This window comes from Oceanimonas sp. AH20CE76, from assembly GCF_039654065.1.
GTDB classification, from domain to species: domain Bacteria; phylum Pseudomonadota; class Gammaproteobacteria; order Enterobacterales; family Aeromonadaceae; genus Oceanimonas; species Oceanimonas smirnovii.
In genome coordinates this window covers 2,383,301-2,399,443 of the sequence record NZ_CP155481.1, presented here as the reverse complement: position 1 = coordinate 2,399,443, position 16,143 = coordinate 2,383,301, and the positions used below count along the sequence as shown (strand labels likewise).

At 57.3% G+C, this 16,143-nt stretch carries 14 protein-coding genes and 6 tRNA genes; 3 read left to right on the top strand and 17 right to left on the bottom strand.

Translation table 11 applies throughout. From position 1 onward, the window contains the following. Positions 1–12: 12 nt before the first annotated feature. The 4 genes from nadD to leuS all read right to left on the bottom strand — a co-directional run bounded on the left by nadD (position 13) and on the right by leuS (position 4,938). Entirely contained in the window at positions 13–660 is a 648-nt protein-coding gene (gene nadD, locus N2M06_RS11665; protein WP_019934360.1) for a nicotinate-nucleotide adenylyltransferase, read from the bottom strand. Next, complete coding sequence (gene holA / locus N2M06_RS11660; RefSeq protein ID WP_317075162.1) at positions 657–1,679, bottom strand: DNA polymerase III subunit delta; 1,023 nt, start codon at positions 1,677–1,679, stop codon at positions 657–659. Before holA ends, nadD begins: the two co-directional genes overlap by 4 nt. Beyond that, positions 1,679–2,164 carry an LPS assembly lipoprotein LptE gene (lptE, locus tag N2M06_RS11655; protein WP_019934358.1) on the bottom strand — a complete coding sequence of 162 codons (486 nt, stop codon included), beginning with the start codon at positions 2,162–2,164 and terminating at the stop codon, positions 1,679–1,681. The genes holA and lptE overlap by 1 nt, the downstream gene beginning before the upstream one ends. A gap of 194 nt (positions 2,165–2,358) precedes the next feature. After that, the gene (leuS, locus tag N2M06_RS11650) at positions 2,359–4,938 is read right to left on the bottom strand and encodes a leucine--tRNA ligase (RefSeq protein ID WP_346350830.1); all 2,580 of its coding nucleotides are present in this window, start codon (positions 4,936–4,938) and stop codon (positions 2,359–2,361) included. A 114-nt stretch (positions 4,939–5,052) separates the two neighbouring features. On the opposite strand from leuS, the gene N2M06_RS11645 reads away from it, so the two are divergent. After that, positions 5,053–5,538, top strand: coding sequence for a zinc ribbon-containing protein (locus N2M06_RS11645; protein ID WP_019934356.1), 486 nt, complete (start codon positions 5,053–5,055; stop codon positions 5,536–5,538). 20 nt (positions 5,539–5,558) lie between these two features. Here the strand turns inward: N2M06_RS11645 and lnt are convergent, their stop codons facing one another. The 5 genes from lnt to miaB all read right to left on the bottom strand — a co-directional run bounded on the left by lnt (position 5,559) and on the right by miaB (position 11,112). Continuing rightward, positions 5,559–7,079 (bottom strand): apolipoprotein N-acyltransferase, encoded by a 1,521-nt coding sequence (lnt, locus tag N2M06_RS11640; RefSeq protein ID WP_346350829.1) that lies wholly within the window; start codon positions 7,077–7,079, stop codon positions 5,559–5,561. Then, entirely contained in the window at positions 7,080–7,961 is an 882-nt protein-coding gene (gene corC, locus N2M06_RS11635) for a CNNM family magnesium/cobalt transport protein CorC (protein WP_346350828.1), read from the bottom strand. Between the two features lie 3 nt (positions 7,962–7,964). Then, on the bottom strand, positions 7,965–8,432 hold the full coding sequence (gene ybeY / locus N2M06_RS11630) for an rRNA maturation RNase YbeY (protein ID WP_019934353.1): 468 nt from the start codon (positions 8,430–8,432) through the stop codon (positions 7,965–7,967). Then, the gene (locus tag N2M06_RS11625; protein WP_019934352.1) at positions 8,429–9,466 is read right to left on the bottom strand and encodes a PhoH family protein; all 1,038 of its coding nucleotides are present in this window, start codon (positions 9,464–9,466) and stop codon (positions 8,429–8,431) included. The genes ybeY and N2M06_RS11625 overlap by 4 nt, the downstream gene beginning before the upstream one ends. 215 nt (positions 9,467–9,681) lie before the next feature. Continuing rightward, positions 9,682–11,112 carry a tRNA (N6-isopentenyl adenosine(37)-C2)-methylthiotransferase MiaB gene (gene miaB / locus N2M06_RS11620; protein WP_019934351.1) on the bottom strand — a complete coding sequence of 477 codons (1,431 nt, stop codon included), beginning with the start codon at positions 11,110–11,112 and terminating at the stop codon, positions 9,682–9,684. A gap of 171 nt (positions 11,113–11,283) precedes the next feature. Between miaB and N2M06_RS11615 the strand changes: the two genes are divergently transcribed. Next, entirely contained in the window at positions 11,284–12,453 is a 1,170-nt protein-coding gene (locus N2M06_RS11615; protein ID WP_317075166.1) for an FAD-dependent monooxygenase, read from the top strand. A 130-nt stretch (positions 12,454–12,583) separates the two neighbouring features. Here the strand turns inward: N2M06_RS11615 and N2M06_RS11610 are convergent. The 8 genes from N2M06_RS11610 to pth form a co-directional block, all read right to left on the bottom strand. After that, positions 12,584–12,658 (bottom strand) — tRNA-Gln (locus N2M06_RS11610). A 10-nt stretch (positions 12,659–12,668) separates the two neighbouring features. After that, positions 12,669–12,753, bottom strand: a tRNA-Leu gene (locus tag N2M06_RS11605). 7 nt (positions 12,754–12,760) lie between these two features. Then, a tRNA-Met gene (locus N2M06_RS11600) sits at positions 12,761–12,837 on the bottom strand. An 80-nt stretch (positions 12,838–12,917) separates the two neighbouring features. Beyond that, positions 12,918–12,992: transfer RNA gene (locus tag N2M06_RS11595), tRNA-Gln, on the bottom strand. 44 nt (positions 12,993–13,036) lie between these two features. Next, a tRNA-Gln gene (locus N2M06_RS11590) sits at positions 13,037–13,111 on the bottom strand. A gap of 4 nt (positions 13,112–13,115) precedes the next feature. Beyond that, a tRNA-Met gene (locus tag N2M06_RS11585) sits at positions 13,116–13,192 on the bottom strand. A gap of 232 nt (positions 13,193–13,424) precedes the next feature. Then, positions 13,425–14,516: a redox-regulated ATPase YchF gene (ychF, locus tag N2M06_RS11580; RefSeq protein WP_019934349.1), complete on the bottom strand. Its 1,092-nt coding sequence runs from the start codon at positions 14,514–14,516 to the stop codon at positions 13,425–13,427. 14 nt (positions 14,517–14,530) lie between these two features. Continuing rightward, on the bottom strand, positions 14,531–15,127 hold the full coding sequence (gene pth, locus N2M06_RS11575; RefSeq protein ID WP_346350827.1) for an aminoacyl-tRNA hydrolase: 597 nt from the start codon (positions 15,125–15,127) through the stop codon (positions 14,531–14,533). Positions 15,128–15,298: 171 nt separating this feature from the next. Here pth and N2M06_RS11570 point away from each other — a divergent pair, with 171 nt between their 5' ends. Continuing rightward, positions 15,299–16,042: a TSUP family transporter gene (locus N2M06_RS11570; protein ID WP_019934347.1), complete on the top strand. Its 744-nt coding sequence runs from the start codon at positions 15,299–15,301 to the stop codon at positions 16,040–16,042. Positions 16,043–16,143: the final 101 nt, after the last annotated feature.

The following is a 16,143-nucleotide window of genomic DNA, read 5'->3' as shown; positions in this document are numbered from 1 at the left end:
TACAACCGTGAATTATACCATGGTGCCGGTATAGAGTCCCTGCTGTCGAATGTAGTTGGCCACTGCCTCGGGCAACAAATATTGCGGATTGTTCCCCGCTTTGATGCTGTTGCGTATTTGTGTGGATGATACTTCAAGCTCGGGGTTGTTCAGCAGAAAAATATGGCCGGCGGGTGTCTGATGCAGTCGCTCTCTGTCCTGAGTGCCGTGATGCTCAAGCAGGGCGGTTAACCTGGTGTTCAGCTTCGGTTTCCAGCCGGGCCTGTGACTGACCACCAGATGCGCATATTCCAGCAGCTCCTGCCAGCGATGCCATTTATCAAGACTGCACAGCGAGTCCATACCCATAATAAAGCACAAGGGCCGGTCACCCTGCTCGGCACGAAGGGCTGCCAGGGTGTCGACCGTATAAGAGGGTGTGCTGCGGGTCAGTTCGCGTTCGTCTGCCACCAGTCCGGGGGTAGCCGCAGCGGCCAGGCGCACCATGGCCAGCCGGTGTGCCGGTGCGCTGTCGGGGGTGGCTCTGTGAGGAGGAATATGATTGGGCAGCAGCCGTACTTCATTCAGGCCCAGTTGTTCTTTGGCCACAATGGCAGTACGCAGATGAGCAATGTGGACGGGATCAAAGGTCCCTCCGAGTAATCCGATGGGGGCAGTCATGGCAGTATGACGGGCTCCTTGTCGTCGAAAAATCCCACGCACAGGGCCTGCAGCCAGCGCCAGGCACTGTCGTCATCAAACCCGGCCACGGCAGCATCGGCCGCAGCCAGCATGCGGGAGAGGGCGGTAATTTTAGGGCCTTTAAGCCGGTTGAGTGCGGCCTGCATCAGCGGCTGGCGACTGGACCACACATGCAAAGCGGCAGCGGCCTGCTGAAAAGACTGTCCGCCGGCCAGTGCCGCGTGCAGGCTTTGCAGTGTATTCAGCTCTTTGGTCAGCAGGTAACAAAGCATGCCTGCTTCTACACCTTCCTGGCGAAGCTGCTGCAGAATACGGCAGCCCCGCTTTACCTTGCCCTGCAACAAAGGATCCAGCAGCTGAAACGGGTTGAAATGGTAATGGGGCTGCACATGCTGCTGCAGCGCCGGTAAGGTCAGCGGCTGAGGCAGGTTAAGCAGGGCCAGCTTTTCAATTTCGCCGGCAGCGGCCAGCAGGTTACCTTCAAAGGCCAGAGTCAGCCAGTGCAGGGCATCGGGCTCGGCAGCAAGCTGATGCTGGCGCAGGCGCAGCTCGAGCCAGCGTGCCAGGTGGCGGGCATCGGGTGTAAATACCGGGATCACCGGGCCGGCGGCAGCGAGGGCTTTGTACCAGGCGGTTTTTTGTTGCTGCTGGTTAAGGCGGGGACCGCTTATCAGTAACAACAGATCGGAGTGGCTTTGAGCAAGCAGCTCTCTGAGCCGGTCTGAGGCGGTTTTGTCCAGTTTCTCCGGGAGTGCCAGCTCGATAATCTGCCGGCTGCTGAACAGGCTCATGCTCTGACTGGCATCAAAAATCGCATCCCAGTCCGGGCCGTTGTCGGCATCGAAGCGGTAACGCTCATCAAAGCCCTGTGCCCGGGCGGACCGGCGCAACTGATCCAGGGCCTCCTGCCTGAGCAGTGGCTCATCACCATAAATAAAATAGCAGGGGGCCAGCCCTGCCTGAAGATGTTTACTCAGTTGCTCCGGATACAGACGCATCAGAATGACAGACGGCTCAGCTGCCGCACAATTTGCTCTGCGGCTTCATGCTCCATCTGCTCCCGCAGTTGCTGTTGTTCCCGGCTTGATGCCAGCGCCTGAGACGACTTGTCGAGAAAGCTGCGGTTAAAGGTAACATTAAATACCTGACGGGGCTCATCGGGCATATCCAGGGTAAAGCGAGTGCCAAAACGCATGGCATATTCCAGGGTGTCACCGGAAGGCTTGACCGACGCTGTGGTGTTGCCCTGACCGACACCGGTAATAGAGAGAACAGGGGTATCACCGTCGTTGTCTACCAGCACCACACCGGCGCGCAGCAACCGGGCCGAGACCAGCCGGTAGAACTGGGTTTTGTCATCGCCATTCAGCACCAGCCGCTGCAGCTGAGGCGGCAGGTTATCCCCGCCGCGCAGCTGAAAGCCGCAACCGGCCAGTGCCAGGGTCAGCGACAGCAGCACAATGGCCTTGATTCGAGTGAGCATAACTACTCCTATAAAACATAGTCTGAAGCTGGAAGCCGGAAGCTTGAAGAAAAACACAGACACACCAGCTTGTTGTGCCATGGTTTCTTCTAGCTTCTAGCTTCTAGCTTCTAGCTTCTAGCTTCTAGCTTCTAGCTTCTAGCTTCTAGCTTCTAGCTTCTAGCTTCTAGCTTCTAGCTTCCAGCTTCCAGCTATCAATTAGCCACTATGTTCAGCAGCTTGCCGGGTACGTAGATCACCTTGCGAATGGTTTTGCCGTCCAGGTGACGGGCTACATTATCATCGGCGGTGCCGGCAGCTTCTACCGCGTCTTTATCCGCATCGGCGGGCACGGTAATTTTGCCCCGTACCTTGCCGTTCACCTGTACCACCACCAGTTTTTCATCTTCCACCAGGGCATCGGCATCCACCACCGGCCAGGCGGCGTGGTCGATATCGTTCTGGCCCAGGGCGCGCCACAACTCAAAGCAGGTGTGCGGCACAATCGGGTGCAGCATTACCACCACGGCTTCCAGCGCTTCCTGCAGCAGGGCCCGGTTCTGCCCGTCATTCATGTCCACTTTGGCCAGATGGTTGAGCAGCTCCATAATGGCGGCAATGGCAGTGTTAAAGGTCTGACGGCGGCCGATATCGTCGCTCACCTTGGCAATGGTTTTGTGCAGTTCCCGACGCAGGGTTTTCTGGTTGCCATCAAGAGCAGCCTTGTTCAGAGCCGGAGCAGTGCCATGAGACTGGTGCTCAAACACCAGCTTCCACACTCGCTTGAGGAAGCGCTGGGCACCTTCCACCCCGGAGTCGGACCACTCCAGGGTCATGTCGGCGGGAGAGGCGAACATCATAAACAGGCGCACGGTATCGGCACCGTAGCGGTCGATCATGACCTGGGGATCAATGCCGTTGTTCTTGGACTTGGACATCTTGGTCATGCCGGTGTGCACCAGCTCGCGGCCGTCGGCGTCGGTGGCTTTCTTGATGCGGCCTTTTTCGTCCCGCTCCACGGTCACGTCGAGCGGGCTTACCCAGACGCGGGCACCCTTGTCGTCGGTGTAGTAGAAGGCGTCGGCCAGTACCATGCCCTGACACAGCAGGCGCTTGAACGGCTCGTCGGACTCGACCAGACCAGTGTCACGCAGCAGCTTGTGAAAGAAGCGGGCGTAGAGCAGGTGCATACAGGCGTGCTCAATGCCGCCGATGTACTGATCCACCGGCAGCCAGTAGTTGGCCTTTTCCACGTCCAGCATGCCTTCGTCGTAATTCGGGCTGCAGTAGCGAGCATAGTACCAGGACGACTCCATAAAGGTGTCAAAGGTGTCGGTTTCACGCAGCGCCGGCTGGCCGTTATAAGTGGTTTTGGCCCACTCGGGATCCGCCTTGATCGGGCTCTGAATGCCGTCCATCACCACGTCTTCCGGCAGCACCACCGGCAGTGTGTCTTCCGGCGCACCCACGACTGTGCCGTCTTCCAGATTGAGCATGGGAATGGGCGCGCCCCAGTAGCGCTGGCGGCTGACGCCCCAGTCGCGCAGGCGGAAGTTCACGGTCTTGCGGCCCAGACCTTTTTCTTCCAGGGTCTTGGCGATGGCGTCAAAGGCCTGCTCAAAGTTCATACCGTCAAACTCGCCGGAGTCGAACAGCACACCTTTTTCGGTGTAGGCCTCGGTGCTTACGTCCAGTTCGCTGCCGTCGGCGGGCTTGATCACCGGTACTATGTCGAGGCCGTACTTGCCGGCAAACTCATAGTCACGCTGATCGTGGGCGGGCACGGCCATAACAGCACCAGAGCCGTAATCCATCAGCACAAAGTTGGCCACCCACACCGGCACCTGCTTGCCGGTGAGCGGGTGCACAGCCATCAGGCCGGTGGCCATGCCCTTTTTCTCCATGGTGGCCATCTCGGCTTCGGCCACCTTGTTATGTTTGCAGTCGTCGATAAAGGCAGCCAGCTCCGGATTGTTTTCGGCGGCTTTGGCGGCCAGCGGGTGACCGGCGGCAATGCCCACATAGGTCACACCAAACAGGGTATCGGGGCGGGTGGTGTACACCTCAAAGCTGTCGTCGGCTCCGGCCACATCAAAGCGCAGGGTCACGCCTTCACTGCGGCCAATCCAGTTACGCTGCATGGTTTTCACCTGATCGGGCCAGCCTTCCAGCTCGTCGATATCGCGCAGCAGCTCATCGGCGTAGTCGGTGATCTTGATAAACCACTGAGGAATTTCCTTTTGCTCTACCGGCGTGTCGCAGCGCCAGCAGCAGCCGTCGTTGACCTGCTCGTTGGCGAGCACGGTTTCGTCGTTGGGGCACCAGTTCACTGAAGAGGTCTTTTTATATACCAGGCCTTTTTCATACAGCTTGGTAAAGAACCACTGCTCCCAGCGGTAATATTCCGGCGTGCAGGTGGCCAGCTCACGGTTCCAGTCGTAACCAAAACCCAGTCGCTTGAGCTGGTTTTTCATGTAGTCGATATTTTCGTAGGTCCAGGGGGCCGGCGCTGTCTTGTTGTTGATGGCAGCGTTTTCGGCGGGCAGACCAAAGGCATCCCAGCCGATGGGCTGCAGCACATTTTTGCCCTGCAACCGTTGATAGCGGGAGATAACGTCGCCTATGGTGTAGTTACGGACGTGCCCCATATGTAGCCGACCTGAAGGATAGGGGAACATCGAAAGGCAATAAAATTTGTCTTTGCCGGCTTGTTCGGTGGCCTTGAAGGTCTGCTGCTCGTCCCAATGGCGTTGCACCTGGGGTTCGATATTCTGGGGGTTATATTGCTCTTGCATTATGACGTCCGGTTCCGTAAATGAGTGGTAACACCAGCGATAAATCGGCATAGAATACCTTAGGGGGTAGCCGGCAACAATACCGGCCCCGGCACTGACTGTGAGGATAACGTCATGAGCGAACAAGACGACAAGCAGAAAAAAGGGTATGACGCCTTTGTGGAAGAGCTGCAGCGTCAGTGGGAAATGGCTGAAACCACCACGCTAAAAGAAGCGGTGGAAAAAACCCAGGCCTATATGGAAGCGGCCAGCGATCTGACCAAAGACGAGCTTGCGCTCATCGCTGAATATGTAAAACGGGATCTGGCCGCTTTTGGCGAAGAGAAAGGCGGCTTTCGCGACAGCCTGTTTTATCGTCGCATCAGTGAGACTGTATGGAGCTGGCTGGCTGACATTACCGACAGAAGCCAGCTGGAATGGCAGGAGCTGCGCGAAGACCTGGCTCATCACGGCGAATATCAGGCCGGTGAAGTGGTGGGGCCGGGTCTGTATGACTGCACCCTGTGCGCCCACCGCCACGAGGTGACTCACCCAGAGGTGCTGACTACCTGCCTGGAGTGCAATCACCACACCTTTATTCGCCATCCGTTAACGCCCTGAGGGCGTTATCAGAACATTGATTATTTAAATAATTGTCGCTCTGCCATGACCAGCCGGTTGTTGGCCGGCTGGCGGCAACGCAGGCCAATCAGCAGGCTGAATGCCAATATGCCCAGCAGCGGCAGGCTGCCAAATCGGGCGTAGGGTGTCAGCCCAGTCATACCAATGACGTCGGCGGTAAGCACCCCTTTTTCAAACTGAGGCAGACTGGCGGTCATGCGGCCTTTTTCATCGGTGACCAGGGTGACGCCATTATTGGTAGCACGGATCATGGGCCGGCCTAGCTCCAGCGCGCGCATACGGGCAATTTGCTGGTGCTGCCAGGGGCCGATGGAGCGGCCAAACCAGGTGTCGTTCGATACCGTCAGCAGAAAGTCGGTTTCCGGCTTCAGGTTATCGCGTACCAGGCCGGGAAAGGCCACTTCATAGCAGATAGCCACACTCATGTCCCTGCCGGCGGCCTTCAGATCCGCCTGCTCGTTTGTGCCCCGGGAAAAAGACGACATGGGCAGGTTGAAAAAGGGAGCCAGCGGGCGCAGCAGATTACCAAAGGGCACAAACTCACCAATGGGCACCAGTTGTTGTTTGTAATAGCGGTTACTCTGACCGGGCTGATAATCACCGCTGCCAAGGCCCAGTACGGCGTTATAAACATGGTCGTCGTTGGGGCGGGACACCAGGCCGGTGATCAGCGATTGTCCCCGTTCAAACATCAGTTTGTCGACCTGCTCCAGCCAGGGGGCCAGTTGCTGCTCCGAGGCAGGCAGAGCTGACTCGGGCCAGATCACCACATCGGCATTTAATGCCGGGCGGGTCAGATCCAGATAACGTTGCAGGCTCAGCTCCAGCTGGCCCGGAATCCACTTCAGGGATTGCTCTATGTTGCCCTGCACCAGAGCCACTCTAAGCGGTTGTGTGGGAGACACCCATTGCAGCTGCTGACTGGCCACCCCTAGCCCCCAGAGCACACCGGTAAAGGCCAGTGCACGCCAGCGCCGGTTTGCCCCTGCCCACCAGAGCACAGCGGCAGAAAAGGTCAGCAACCAGCTGATGCCCTGCACTCCCAGTATGGGGGCCAGCCCTGCCAGCGGGCCGTCGAGCTGGGAATAGCCCGCCCACAGCCAGGGAAAGCCGGTCAGCACCCAGCCCCGCAGCCAGTCGGCACCGATCAGCAGCACGGGTAACACCCATAGCAGTCTTGCCCGGGGGGAAGCCACAAACCGGTGGGCCAGCCATAATGCCAGGCTGGTGTAGGCCGACAGATAGGCCGCCAGCAGGGCCACCAGCACAAAGGCCACCGGCAGCGGCAGGCCGCCGAACAGTGTCATGCTGTTGTGGATCCACCAGAGCCCGGGCAGGTACAAGCCCAGGCTCCAGGCAAAGCCACGGCGGGCAGCAGCGCCCGGGGCGCAGTGATGAGTGAAGGCAAACAGGCCCGTCAGTGATACCAGCGCCAGAGGCCAGATATCAAAAGGACTGAAGGCTAAAACGCCAAGGGCCCCGCATAGCAGGGCCCCGAATAATGGCAGCAATTTATACACTTATGCCGGCTCCGATGAGGAGGTTTCCTGATTGTCCGGTATCTTAACCTGTAACTGCAGCAGGCGTCGACGGTCGGCATGAGCCACCTTAAATACAAAACCGTTCAGCTCCAGCTGTTCGCCCTTGCTGGGCAGGTGGCCAAAAGCGTGCATCACCAGACCGCCGACGGTATCGGCTTCTTCATCGCTGAAGTCGGAGTTGAAAAAGTCGTTGAAATCATCAATGTCGGTAAGTGCCGCCACCGAGAACACCCGCTTGCTGATCTGGCGGATTTCAGCGCTTTCTTCGGCATCAAACTCGTCTTCAATATCACCCACAATCAGCTCGAGAATATCTTCAATGGTGACCAGGCCCGACACGCCGCCAAATTCATCCACGACGATGGCCATGTGGTAGCGCTCTTCGCGGAATTCCTTGAGCAGCTTGTCGAGGCGTTTACTCTCGGGCACCACCACGGCGGGACGAAGGACCTTTTCAATGGAAAAGTCTTCTTCGGTGAGGCCAAAGCCGTAGGGCAGCAGATCCTTGGCCAGCAGTATGCCTTCAATATGATCCTTGTCTTCGTTCACTACCGGAAAACGGGAGTGGGTAGACTCGATAATCATCGGCAAAAAGCTGGAGACCGGCTGGGATTTTTCCACCGTCACCATCTGGGAGCGGGGGATCATGATGTCGCGAACCCTGAGTTCGCTCACTTCCAGTACGCCTTCAATCATGTCTTTGGTGTCCTGATCAATCAGATCCCGTTCACCCGCGTCCATGATTACTTCTACCAGTTCTTCCCGGTTCTTCGGTTCGCCCTGAAACATCTGGCCCAGTCGTTCAAGCCAGTTTTTCTTTGCGGACGAACCGTTGTCTGAGTGTGAATTGTCGTCGCTCACTTGTTAACCTTCGTCGTCGTCTTGATAGGGGTTATCCATGCCCAGCCCGGCCAGAATAACAATCTCTCTGGCCTCCATTTCTTCGGCTTCATCATCCTTAATATGGTCAAACCCGAGTAAATGCAAGCAACCATGCACCACCATGTGCGCCCAGTGTGCCTGCAAGGGCTTATTTTGCTCGGCGGCTTCCCGCTCTACTACCTGCCGGCAGATCACCAGATCGCCCAGCAGCGGCAGCGCTATGCCGGGTGGTGCCTCAAAAGGAAACGACAGCACATTGGTTGGTTTGTCTTTGCCGCGGTAGTCCCGGTTAAGCGCCTGACTTTCTGCTTCATCTACCAGCCGCACCGTCATTTCGGTTTCATCGCGCTCACCGTTGAGGGCGGCAGTCAGCCACCGCTCAAAATCCTGCTCGGTTGGCAGGCCAGGTGCCTCATCGCAGGCGATTTGCAGATCCAGCCACAGTGTCATGCTGATGATGCTCCGTTGGTGTTGCTTTGCTGGCGCTTCTGGGCGTCATCAAAGGCTTCATAGGCGCGCACAATGCGGGCCACCACAGGGTGGCGTACCACGTCTTCGGCGCGAAAGAAGTTGAACGACAGGCCTTCTACGCCGCTCAAGACCTCAATGGCGTGGCGCAGGCCGGATTTGGCGTTGCGAGGCAGGTCAATCTGAGTGATATCACCGGTGATCACCGCCTTGGAATTAAAGCCAATACGGGTAAGGAACATTTTCATCTGCTCCACAGTGGTGTTCTGGCTTTCATCCAGGATTACAAAGGCATCGTTCAGGGTGCGCCCGCGCATGTAGGCCAGCGGGGCCACTTCAATGACGTTGCGCTCAATGAGCTTTTCCACCCGCTCAAAGCCCAGCATTTCAAACAGGGCATCGTAAAGCGGGCGCAGGTAAGGATCCACTTTCTGGCTCAGGTCGCCGGGCAGAAAGCCAAGCTTCTCGCCTGCTTCCACTGCCGGCCGGGTAAGCAGAATGCGGCGGATTTCCTGACGCTCCAGCGCGTCGACTGCCGCAGCTACCGCCAGATAGGTTTTGCCGGTGCCTGCCGGGCCAATACCAAAGGTGATATCGTGGCTCAGAATATGGGCCACATAGTGCGCCTGATTGGGGCTGCGCGGCTTGATAAGGCCCCGCTTGGTCTTGATGGTCACTTCCTTGCCGTAGCGATAGCCGGCATCGTCTTCGTCGTCCTGCTCCAGCACGCGGCTTTCCTTGATGGCCAGATGTACCTGCTCAGGGGTGATATCGGGCACGGGCTGGCCCTTGACGGACTGAGTGTCGACGTAAAGGCGGGTGAGAATGTCGTTGGCCACCTGAGCCAGACGCGCGGGGCCGACAATCTGAAAGTGCTCATCGCTGTGGTTAATTTCCACCCCTAAACGGCGTTCCAGCTGTTTGATATTGTCGTCAAAGGGGCCGCACAGGCTGACCAGACGCTGGCCGTCGGCGGGTTGCAGTTCAAGGTCCAGATGAGTGACGTTGGCTGTCAAGGTAACTCCTGTTGCCAAAAAGCTTTAAGCTGTAAGCCGTAAGCTTGAAGCTAAAAACAAACATACTCCTGTTGGAGCTGTGTCGGTAGTCTGATTACAGTACCGGGCTGGTTCAGCACCATAAACTAATATGGCTGTGTAGTCTGAACCAAGCCTGGCAATGGCAGCCGATGCTGTTTGTCTTACAGCTTAAAGCTGATAGCTTACAGCTGCTGTTAAGGGGTAAAAGTGGCGACACCGGTGTCGTCGGGCACGCCGTCTGGGCGGCGGGCCAGAATGCTTTGGGGTGACACCTGAGTGCGCAGATCCATGCCGTCTTCGCCGTGCAGGAATTTGCCGCGCAGGCTGTGGGGCATCACTTCGGTGATCTCCACATCGGCAAAACCGCCAATCAGGGTATGCGGGCCTTCAAAGTTCACCACCCGGTTGTTCTCGGTGCGACCGCGCAGCTCCATGGGGTTCAGCTTGGACGGCCCTTCCACCAGAATACGCTGGACGGAGCCGAGCATCTGCCGGCTGATCAGCTGTGCCTGATTATTGATGGTGTTCTGCAGCCGGTACAGGCGCTGTTTTTTCTCTTCCATCGAAATATCGTCGGGCAAATCGGCGGCCGGCGTGCCCGGGCGGGGGCTGTAAATAAAGCTGAAGCTCATATCAAAGCCCACGTCTTCAATGAGTTTCATGGTCTTTTCAAAGTCGTCGGCCTCTTCACCGGGAAAGCCCACAATAAAGTCGGAGCTGATGGTGATGTCGGGGCGCGCGGCCCTGAGCTTGCGAATCTTGGACTTGTATTCAATGGCGGTGTGCGGGCGCTTCATCAGGGTGAGAATGCGATCCGAGCCGCTTTGCACCGGCAGGTGCAGGAAACTTACCACTTCAGGCGTGTCTTTATACACCTCAATAATGTCATCGGTGAACTCGATGGGATGACTGGTGGTGTAACGAATGCGGTCGATGCCGTCGATGGCGGCCACCAGCCGCAGCAGCTCGGCAAAGGTGCAAATGTCGCCGTCATGAGTTTCGCCCCGGTAGGCGTTGACGTTCTGGCCCAGCAGGTTCACTTCCCGCACGCCCTGATCGGCAAGCTGGGCGATTTCATAAAGCACATCGTCCAGCGGGCGGCTCACTTCCTCGCCGCGGGTATAGGGCACCACGCAGAAGGAGCAATATTTGGAGCAGCCTTCCATAATGGACACAAAGGCGGTGGCACCTTCGGCTTTGGGCTCGGGCAGGTTGTCGAACTTTTCAATTTCCGGGAATGCCACGTCTACCTGAGCACCACGGCCCTCAAGTACGGATTTGATCATGGCGGGCAGCCGGTGCAGGGTTTGCGGACCGAACACAATGTCCACAAAAGGCGCGCGGGCACGAATGGCATCGCCTTCCTGGGACGCCACGCAGCCGCCCACACCAATCACCAGTTTGGGGTTGGCTTCCTTGAGCGGACGCCAGCGCCCGAGCTGATGAAAGACCTTCTCCTGGGCCTTCTCGCGAATGGAGCAGGTGTTAAGCAGCAGCACATCGGCTTGGTCTGCTTCTTCGGTAAGCTGGTAGCCGTGGCTGGCATCCAGCAGATCGGCCATCTTGGATGAATCGTATTCGTTCATCTGACAGCCCCAGGTTTTGATATGAAGTTTTTTGCTCATGGCGCTCTAGTTACTGCTGTGAGTCGTGCATTTTGGACCGGGCATTCTACTCTTTTCTCTGCACAGTGGCCAGATAATATCCAGTCGCGGTCCGGTGCCAAATGAGCAAATTGCCGTCGGCCAAACAATGAGAGTTAGGGTAGAATAACGGAAAAATCCGGAGGGTAAACAATGCAACAGTGTGATATCGCTATTGTAGGCGGCGGCATGGTAGGGGCGTTGGCCGCTGCCATGCTGGCACCTGCCGGGCTATCCATTCGCGTGCTGGAAGGCCGCCAGCCCGTCGAGTTTTCACCCGCACAACCTCATGATCTGCGTATTTCTTCCATCAGTGCCGCCTCGGTAAGGCTGTTGCAGCAGGCCGGTGCCTGGCAGGCCATTACTCACATGCGCGCCTGGCCTTACCAAAAGCTGGAGGCGAGCGAGTGGCAGGGCTTTGCCACTCATTTCAGTGCTGAAGAGCTGGACTGTGAGTATCTGGGCTACATGCTGGAAAACCGTATTATTCAGTTGGGTCTGTGGCAGACCCTGGCCCAGTGGCATAACGTGACCATCGACTGCCCTCAGACCATGGAGACACTGCAACAAACCCCCGAAGGTGCCTTGCTTACCCTGGGTAATGGCGAGCAATTGCAGGCCCGGCTGGTGCTGGCCTGCGACGGGGCCGAGTCCCGGGTGCGGCAGCTGGCGGGCATGGGCGTCACCGCCTGGGATTATGCCCAGCAGTGTATGCTGATCAGCGTGGCAGGAGCGCAGCTTGAGCAGGACATTACCTGGCAGCAGTTCTGTTCATCCGGCCCCCGGGCGCTGTTACCGCTGGGCAACGGCAAAGCCTCGCTGGTGTGGTATGACAGCAAAGACCGTATTGAACAGCTGGCGGCCCTGAGTAATGAGGCGCTGGCTGCCGAGGTGGCGGCGCATTTTCCGCCCCGGCTTGGCCCGGTGACCGTGCTCGATAAAGGCCACTTTCCTCTGCGCCGGCGTCATGCCAACCAGTACGTAAAGGGAAGTGTGGTGCTGCTGGGGGATGCGGCCCACACCATCAATCCGCTGGCGGGGCAGGGGGTAAACCTGGGCTTCAAGGACGTGGCGGTGCTGAGTGAGCTGGTTCATCAGGCGGTGGAGCAGGGTGAGGATATTGCCGCTCCTGAGCTGCTCAAGCGCTTTGAACGCCGCCGCCGTCCCGACAACCTGCTGATGCAGGGGGCCATGGATGTGTTTTATCAGGCCTTCAGCAACGAGCTGCCACCGCTCAAGCTGCTGCGTAACCTGGGGCTAAAGGCCGCCGAGCACAGCGGACCGCTGAAAAAGCAAGTGATGAAATACGCCATGGGACTTTAACTGCGGGGGAGCAGGGAATGGGGAATTGGGACAGGTACGATTCCCTAATCCCTAATCCCTAATCCCTAATCCCTAATCCCTAATCCCAGAAAGCAAAAAACCAGCCGAAAGGCTGGTTTTTTGCTTTAGATGGCTGGGGTACCAGGATTCGAACCTGGGAATGGCGAGATCAAAACCCGCTGCCTTACCGCTTGGCGATACCCCAATTTTTTAAATGGTGCGGGAGGCGAGACTTGAACTCGCACACCTTGCGGCGCCAGAACCTAAATCTGGTGCGTCTACCAATTTCGCCACTCCCGCAAAAGAGTGGTGGCTATGGCGGGATTCGAACCTGCGACCCCATCATTATGAGTGATGTGCTCTAACCAACTGAGCTACATAGCCACATAAAGCATTGAGTCGCCTCAATGTTCCTGAAACGTCTGAAGTGCATCTGGTGCTGTATCTTCAACATTTCCTGAAAATGGCTGGGGTACCAGGATTCGAACCTGGGAATGGCGAGATCAAAACCCGCTGCCTTACCGCTTGGCGATACCCCAACAGCTGCGCCCGTATTTTTAACATATACCAGCACATTTGAAAATGGCTGGGGTACCAGGATTCGAACCTGGGAATGGCGAGATCAAAACCCGCTGCCTTACCGCTTGGCGATACCCCAGCAATGGTGGCTATGGCGGGATTCGAACCTGCGACCCCATCATTATGAGTGATGTGCTCTAACCAACTGAGCTACATAGCCACTGCTTGTTGATGACCTTCCGTCACCGAACGGGGCGCATTATGCGTATCCGTTCCGACAGCGTCAACCTCTTTTCTTCAAAAAATTGCTTTGCAGCAGCCGGTTGGCCACAAACTGAACGGCTTGTCGTGAAGCTGAGCAAAAGCCGGTGAGATTAACAGCAGGCTGGAGGGAATGGGGATTAGGGATTAGGCCATTCCCCATTCCCTGCTCCCCACTCCCTCAAAAGGACTTACACGTTAAACAGGAAGTTCATCACATCACCGTCTTTAACGATGTAATCCTTGCCCTCGGCACGCTGTTTGCCCGCTTCCTTGGCACCCTGTTCACCTTTATAGGTGATGTAGTCTTCATAAGCTATGGTCTGGGCGCGTATAAAGCCTTTTTCAAAGTCGGTATGAATTTTACCGGCGGCCTGAGGGGCGGTGGCACCCACAGGAATGGTCCAGGCGCGTACTTCTTTCACTCCGGCAGTAAAGTAAGTCTGCAGGTTAAGCAGCTCATAACCGGCGCGGATCACCCGGTTCAGGCCCGGCTCTTCCAGACCCATGTCGTCCATGAATTCGGCGGCTTCTTCTGCATCCAGCTCGGCAATTTCCGACTCCATGGCGGCACATACCGGCACTACGATGGCGTTTTCAGCGGCAGCAATGGCTTCCACCTCGGCCAGCAGGGGATTGTTTTCAAAGCCGTCTTCATTGACGTTGGCAATGTACATAGTGGGTTTGATGGTAAGGAAGTTCAGATAGTCGATGGCCGCCCGCTCTTCCTTGGTCAGCTCCACGCTGCGCAGCACTTTGGCTTCTTCCAGTACCGGCAGCAGTTTTTCCAGTACCGAGACCTCGAACTTGGCATCCTTGTCGCCGCCCTTGGCTTTCTTGGCATTGCGGGTAATGGCACGCTCACAGGTGTCGAGATCCGCCAGGGCCAGCTCGGTATTAATGATTTCGATATCGTCTTTCGGTGATACCTTGCCGGCCACATGCACTATATTGTCGTTTTCAAAGCAGCGTACTACATGACCGATGGCATCTGTCTCGCGAATATTGGCCAGGAACTTGTTGCCAAGACCTTCGCCCTTGGAAGCACCTGCTACCAGACCGGCGATGTCCACAAACTCCATGGTGGTGGGCAGCACCCGCTGAGGGTTAACAATTTTGGCCAGGGCGTCGAGACGCTTGTCCGGCACCGGCACCACGCCGGTGTTCGGCTCTATGGTACAGAACGGAAAGTTGGCCGCTTCGATGCCGGCCTTGGTCAGTGCGTTGAACAGGGTGGATTTGCCTACGTTGGGCAGACCCACAATACCGCATTTAAAACCCATGATAATGTCCTGAATTACTTGGTGGAATTGGCGTTGAAGGCATGCAGGCGGTTCATTGCCTTGACCATGCCTTCACTGAATAAAATATCGGTGGCGCGGGCAGCTTCGTCCACGGCGGCATCAAGCAGAGTCTGCTCGGCAGCCGGGGCCTTGGTCAGTACAAAGCCAGAGACCCGGGATTTATCGCCCGGATGGCCTATGCCCAGCCGCAGCCGGTAAAAGTTCTTGTTGTTGCCAAGGCAACTGATAATGTCGCGCAGGCCATTATGGCCGCCATGGCCGCCGCCCTGCTTGAAGCGGGCTATGCCCGGTGACAGGTCCAGCTCGTCGTGGGCCACCAGAATTGACTCGGGCGGGATCTGGTAAAAGTTGGCCAGAGCCGCTACCGCTTTACCCGAGCGGTTCATAAAGGTGGCGGGCACCAGCAGACGCACCTCTTTGCCGCCAATGCGCACGCGCCCGGTCCAGCCGAAGAATTTGCCTTCTTCCTTGAGCTGAGTGCCGTGCATGCGGGCCAGCTCGGCCACATACCAGGCACCGGCATTGTGCCGGGTCTGGGCGTATTCCGGGCCGGGGTTAGCCAGTCCGACAATAAGTTCGATAGATTGCATAGCTGAATTGGCCGTTAAAATGACGCCATATTCTAATGAAGTGCGGTGATAATGGCCACCATGAGGGACTTTCAGGTTCATTGTTTACAATCTGTGCTATGATTGTTCATTCAAAAGTGAGTCCTTCACTTTTTGCTTTATCTGCACAGAATCTATTTTACGGACATCATCATGCTTGAACTTTTGGGCTGGTCCCTGCTTGCCGGCGTGGTTAATGCGCTGGCCGGTGGCGGCCTGTTTTTTACTCTGCCGGCGCTGCTGGGGGCGGGCATTCCCAGCACCGGGGCTGTGGCCACCGCCAGTGTGGCGTCCTGGCCCGGTTATGTGAGCGCCTTCTGGGGCATGCGCAAGCGTCTGCGCGGCGGCCCGCTGCTGGCGCTGACGCTGATTGGCCTGGCCGGTGGCGGTCTGGGCGCTTTTGCTCTGACCCGGTTTCAGGCTGACAATTTTAACTATCTGGTGCCCTGGCTGCTGCTGGGGGTGAGCCTGCTTTATGGCCGCCAGCTGCTTAGCAGCAAAGGGTTTGAGGGACCTTTGCTGATGAAACCTGCAGCCTGGCCGGCACTCCTGGGGGGCAGTTTTTACGGCGGCTTTTTTGGCGGTGGCCTTGGGGTTCTGCTGATGGCGCTGATGGGCCAGCTGCGCATGGGCTCCAGTCTGCAGCAACATGCCATCAAGTTGTATCTGTCGATGCTGGCCAGCGGTGCCACTATAGTGGTGTATTCCGTGTCGGGGCTGGTGTACTGGCATGAGGCGCTGCTGCTGGCGCTGGGTTATCTGCTTGGCGGCAAGCTGGGTGCCCGGGTGCTGGAATGGATAAAGCCCCGCCTGCTGGCCTGGGGCATTGTCGCCTTTGGTATGGCGTTGAGCGGGTATTATTTTATTCGTTTTTACACCCCCTTCGGGGAGCTGTAATGGATACGCAATGTGAAGCATCAGTGCGGTTACGCTCCGCCGACACGCTTCGGGCCCATCCCTGGGACGCTCGGCAAATGTCATCCATGACATTTGACGGT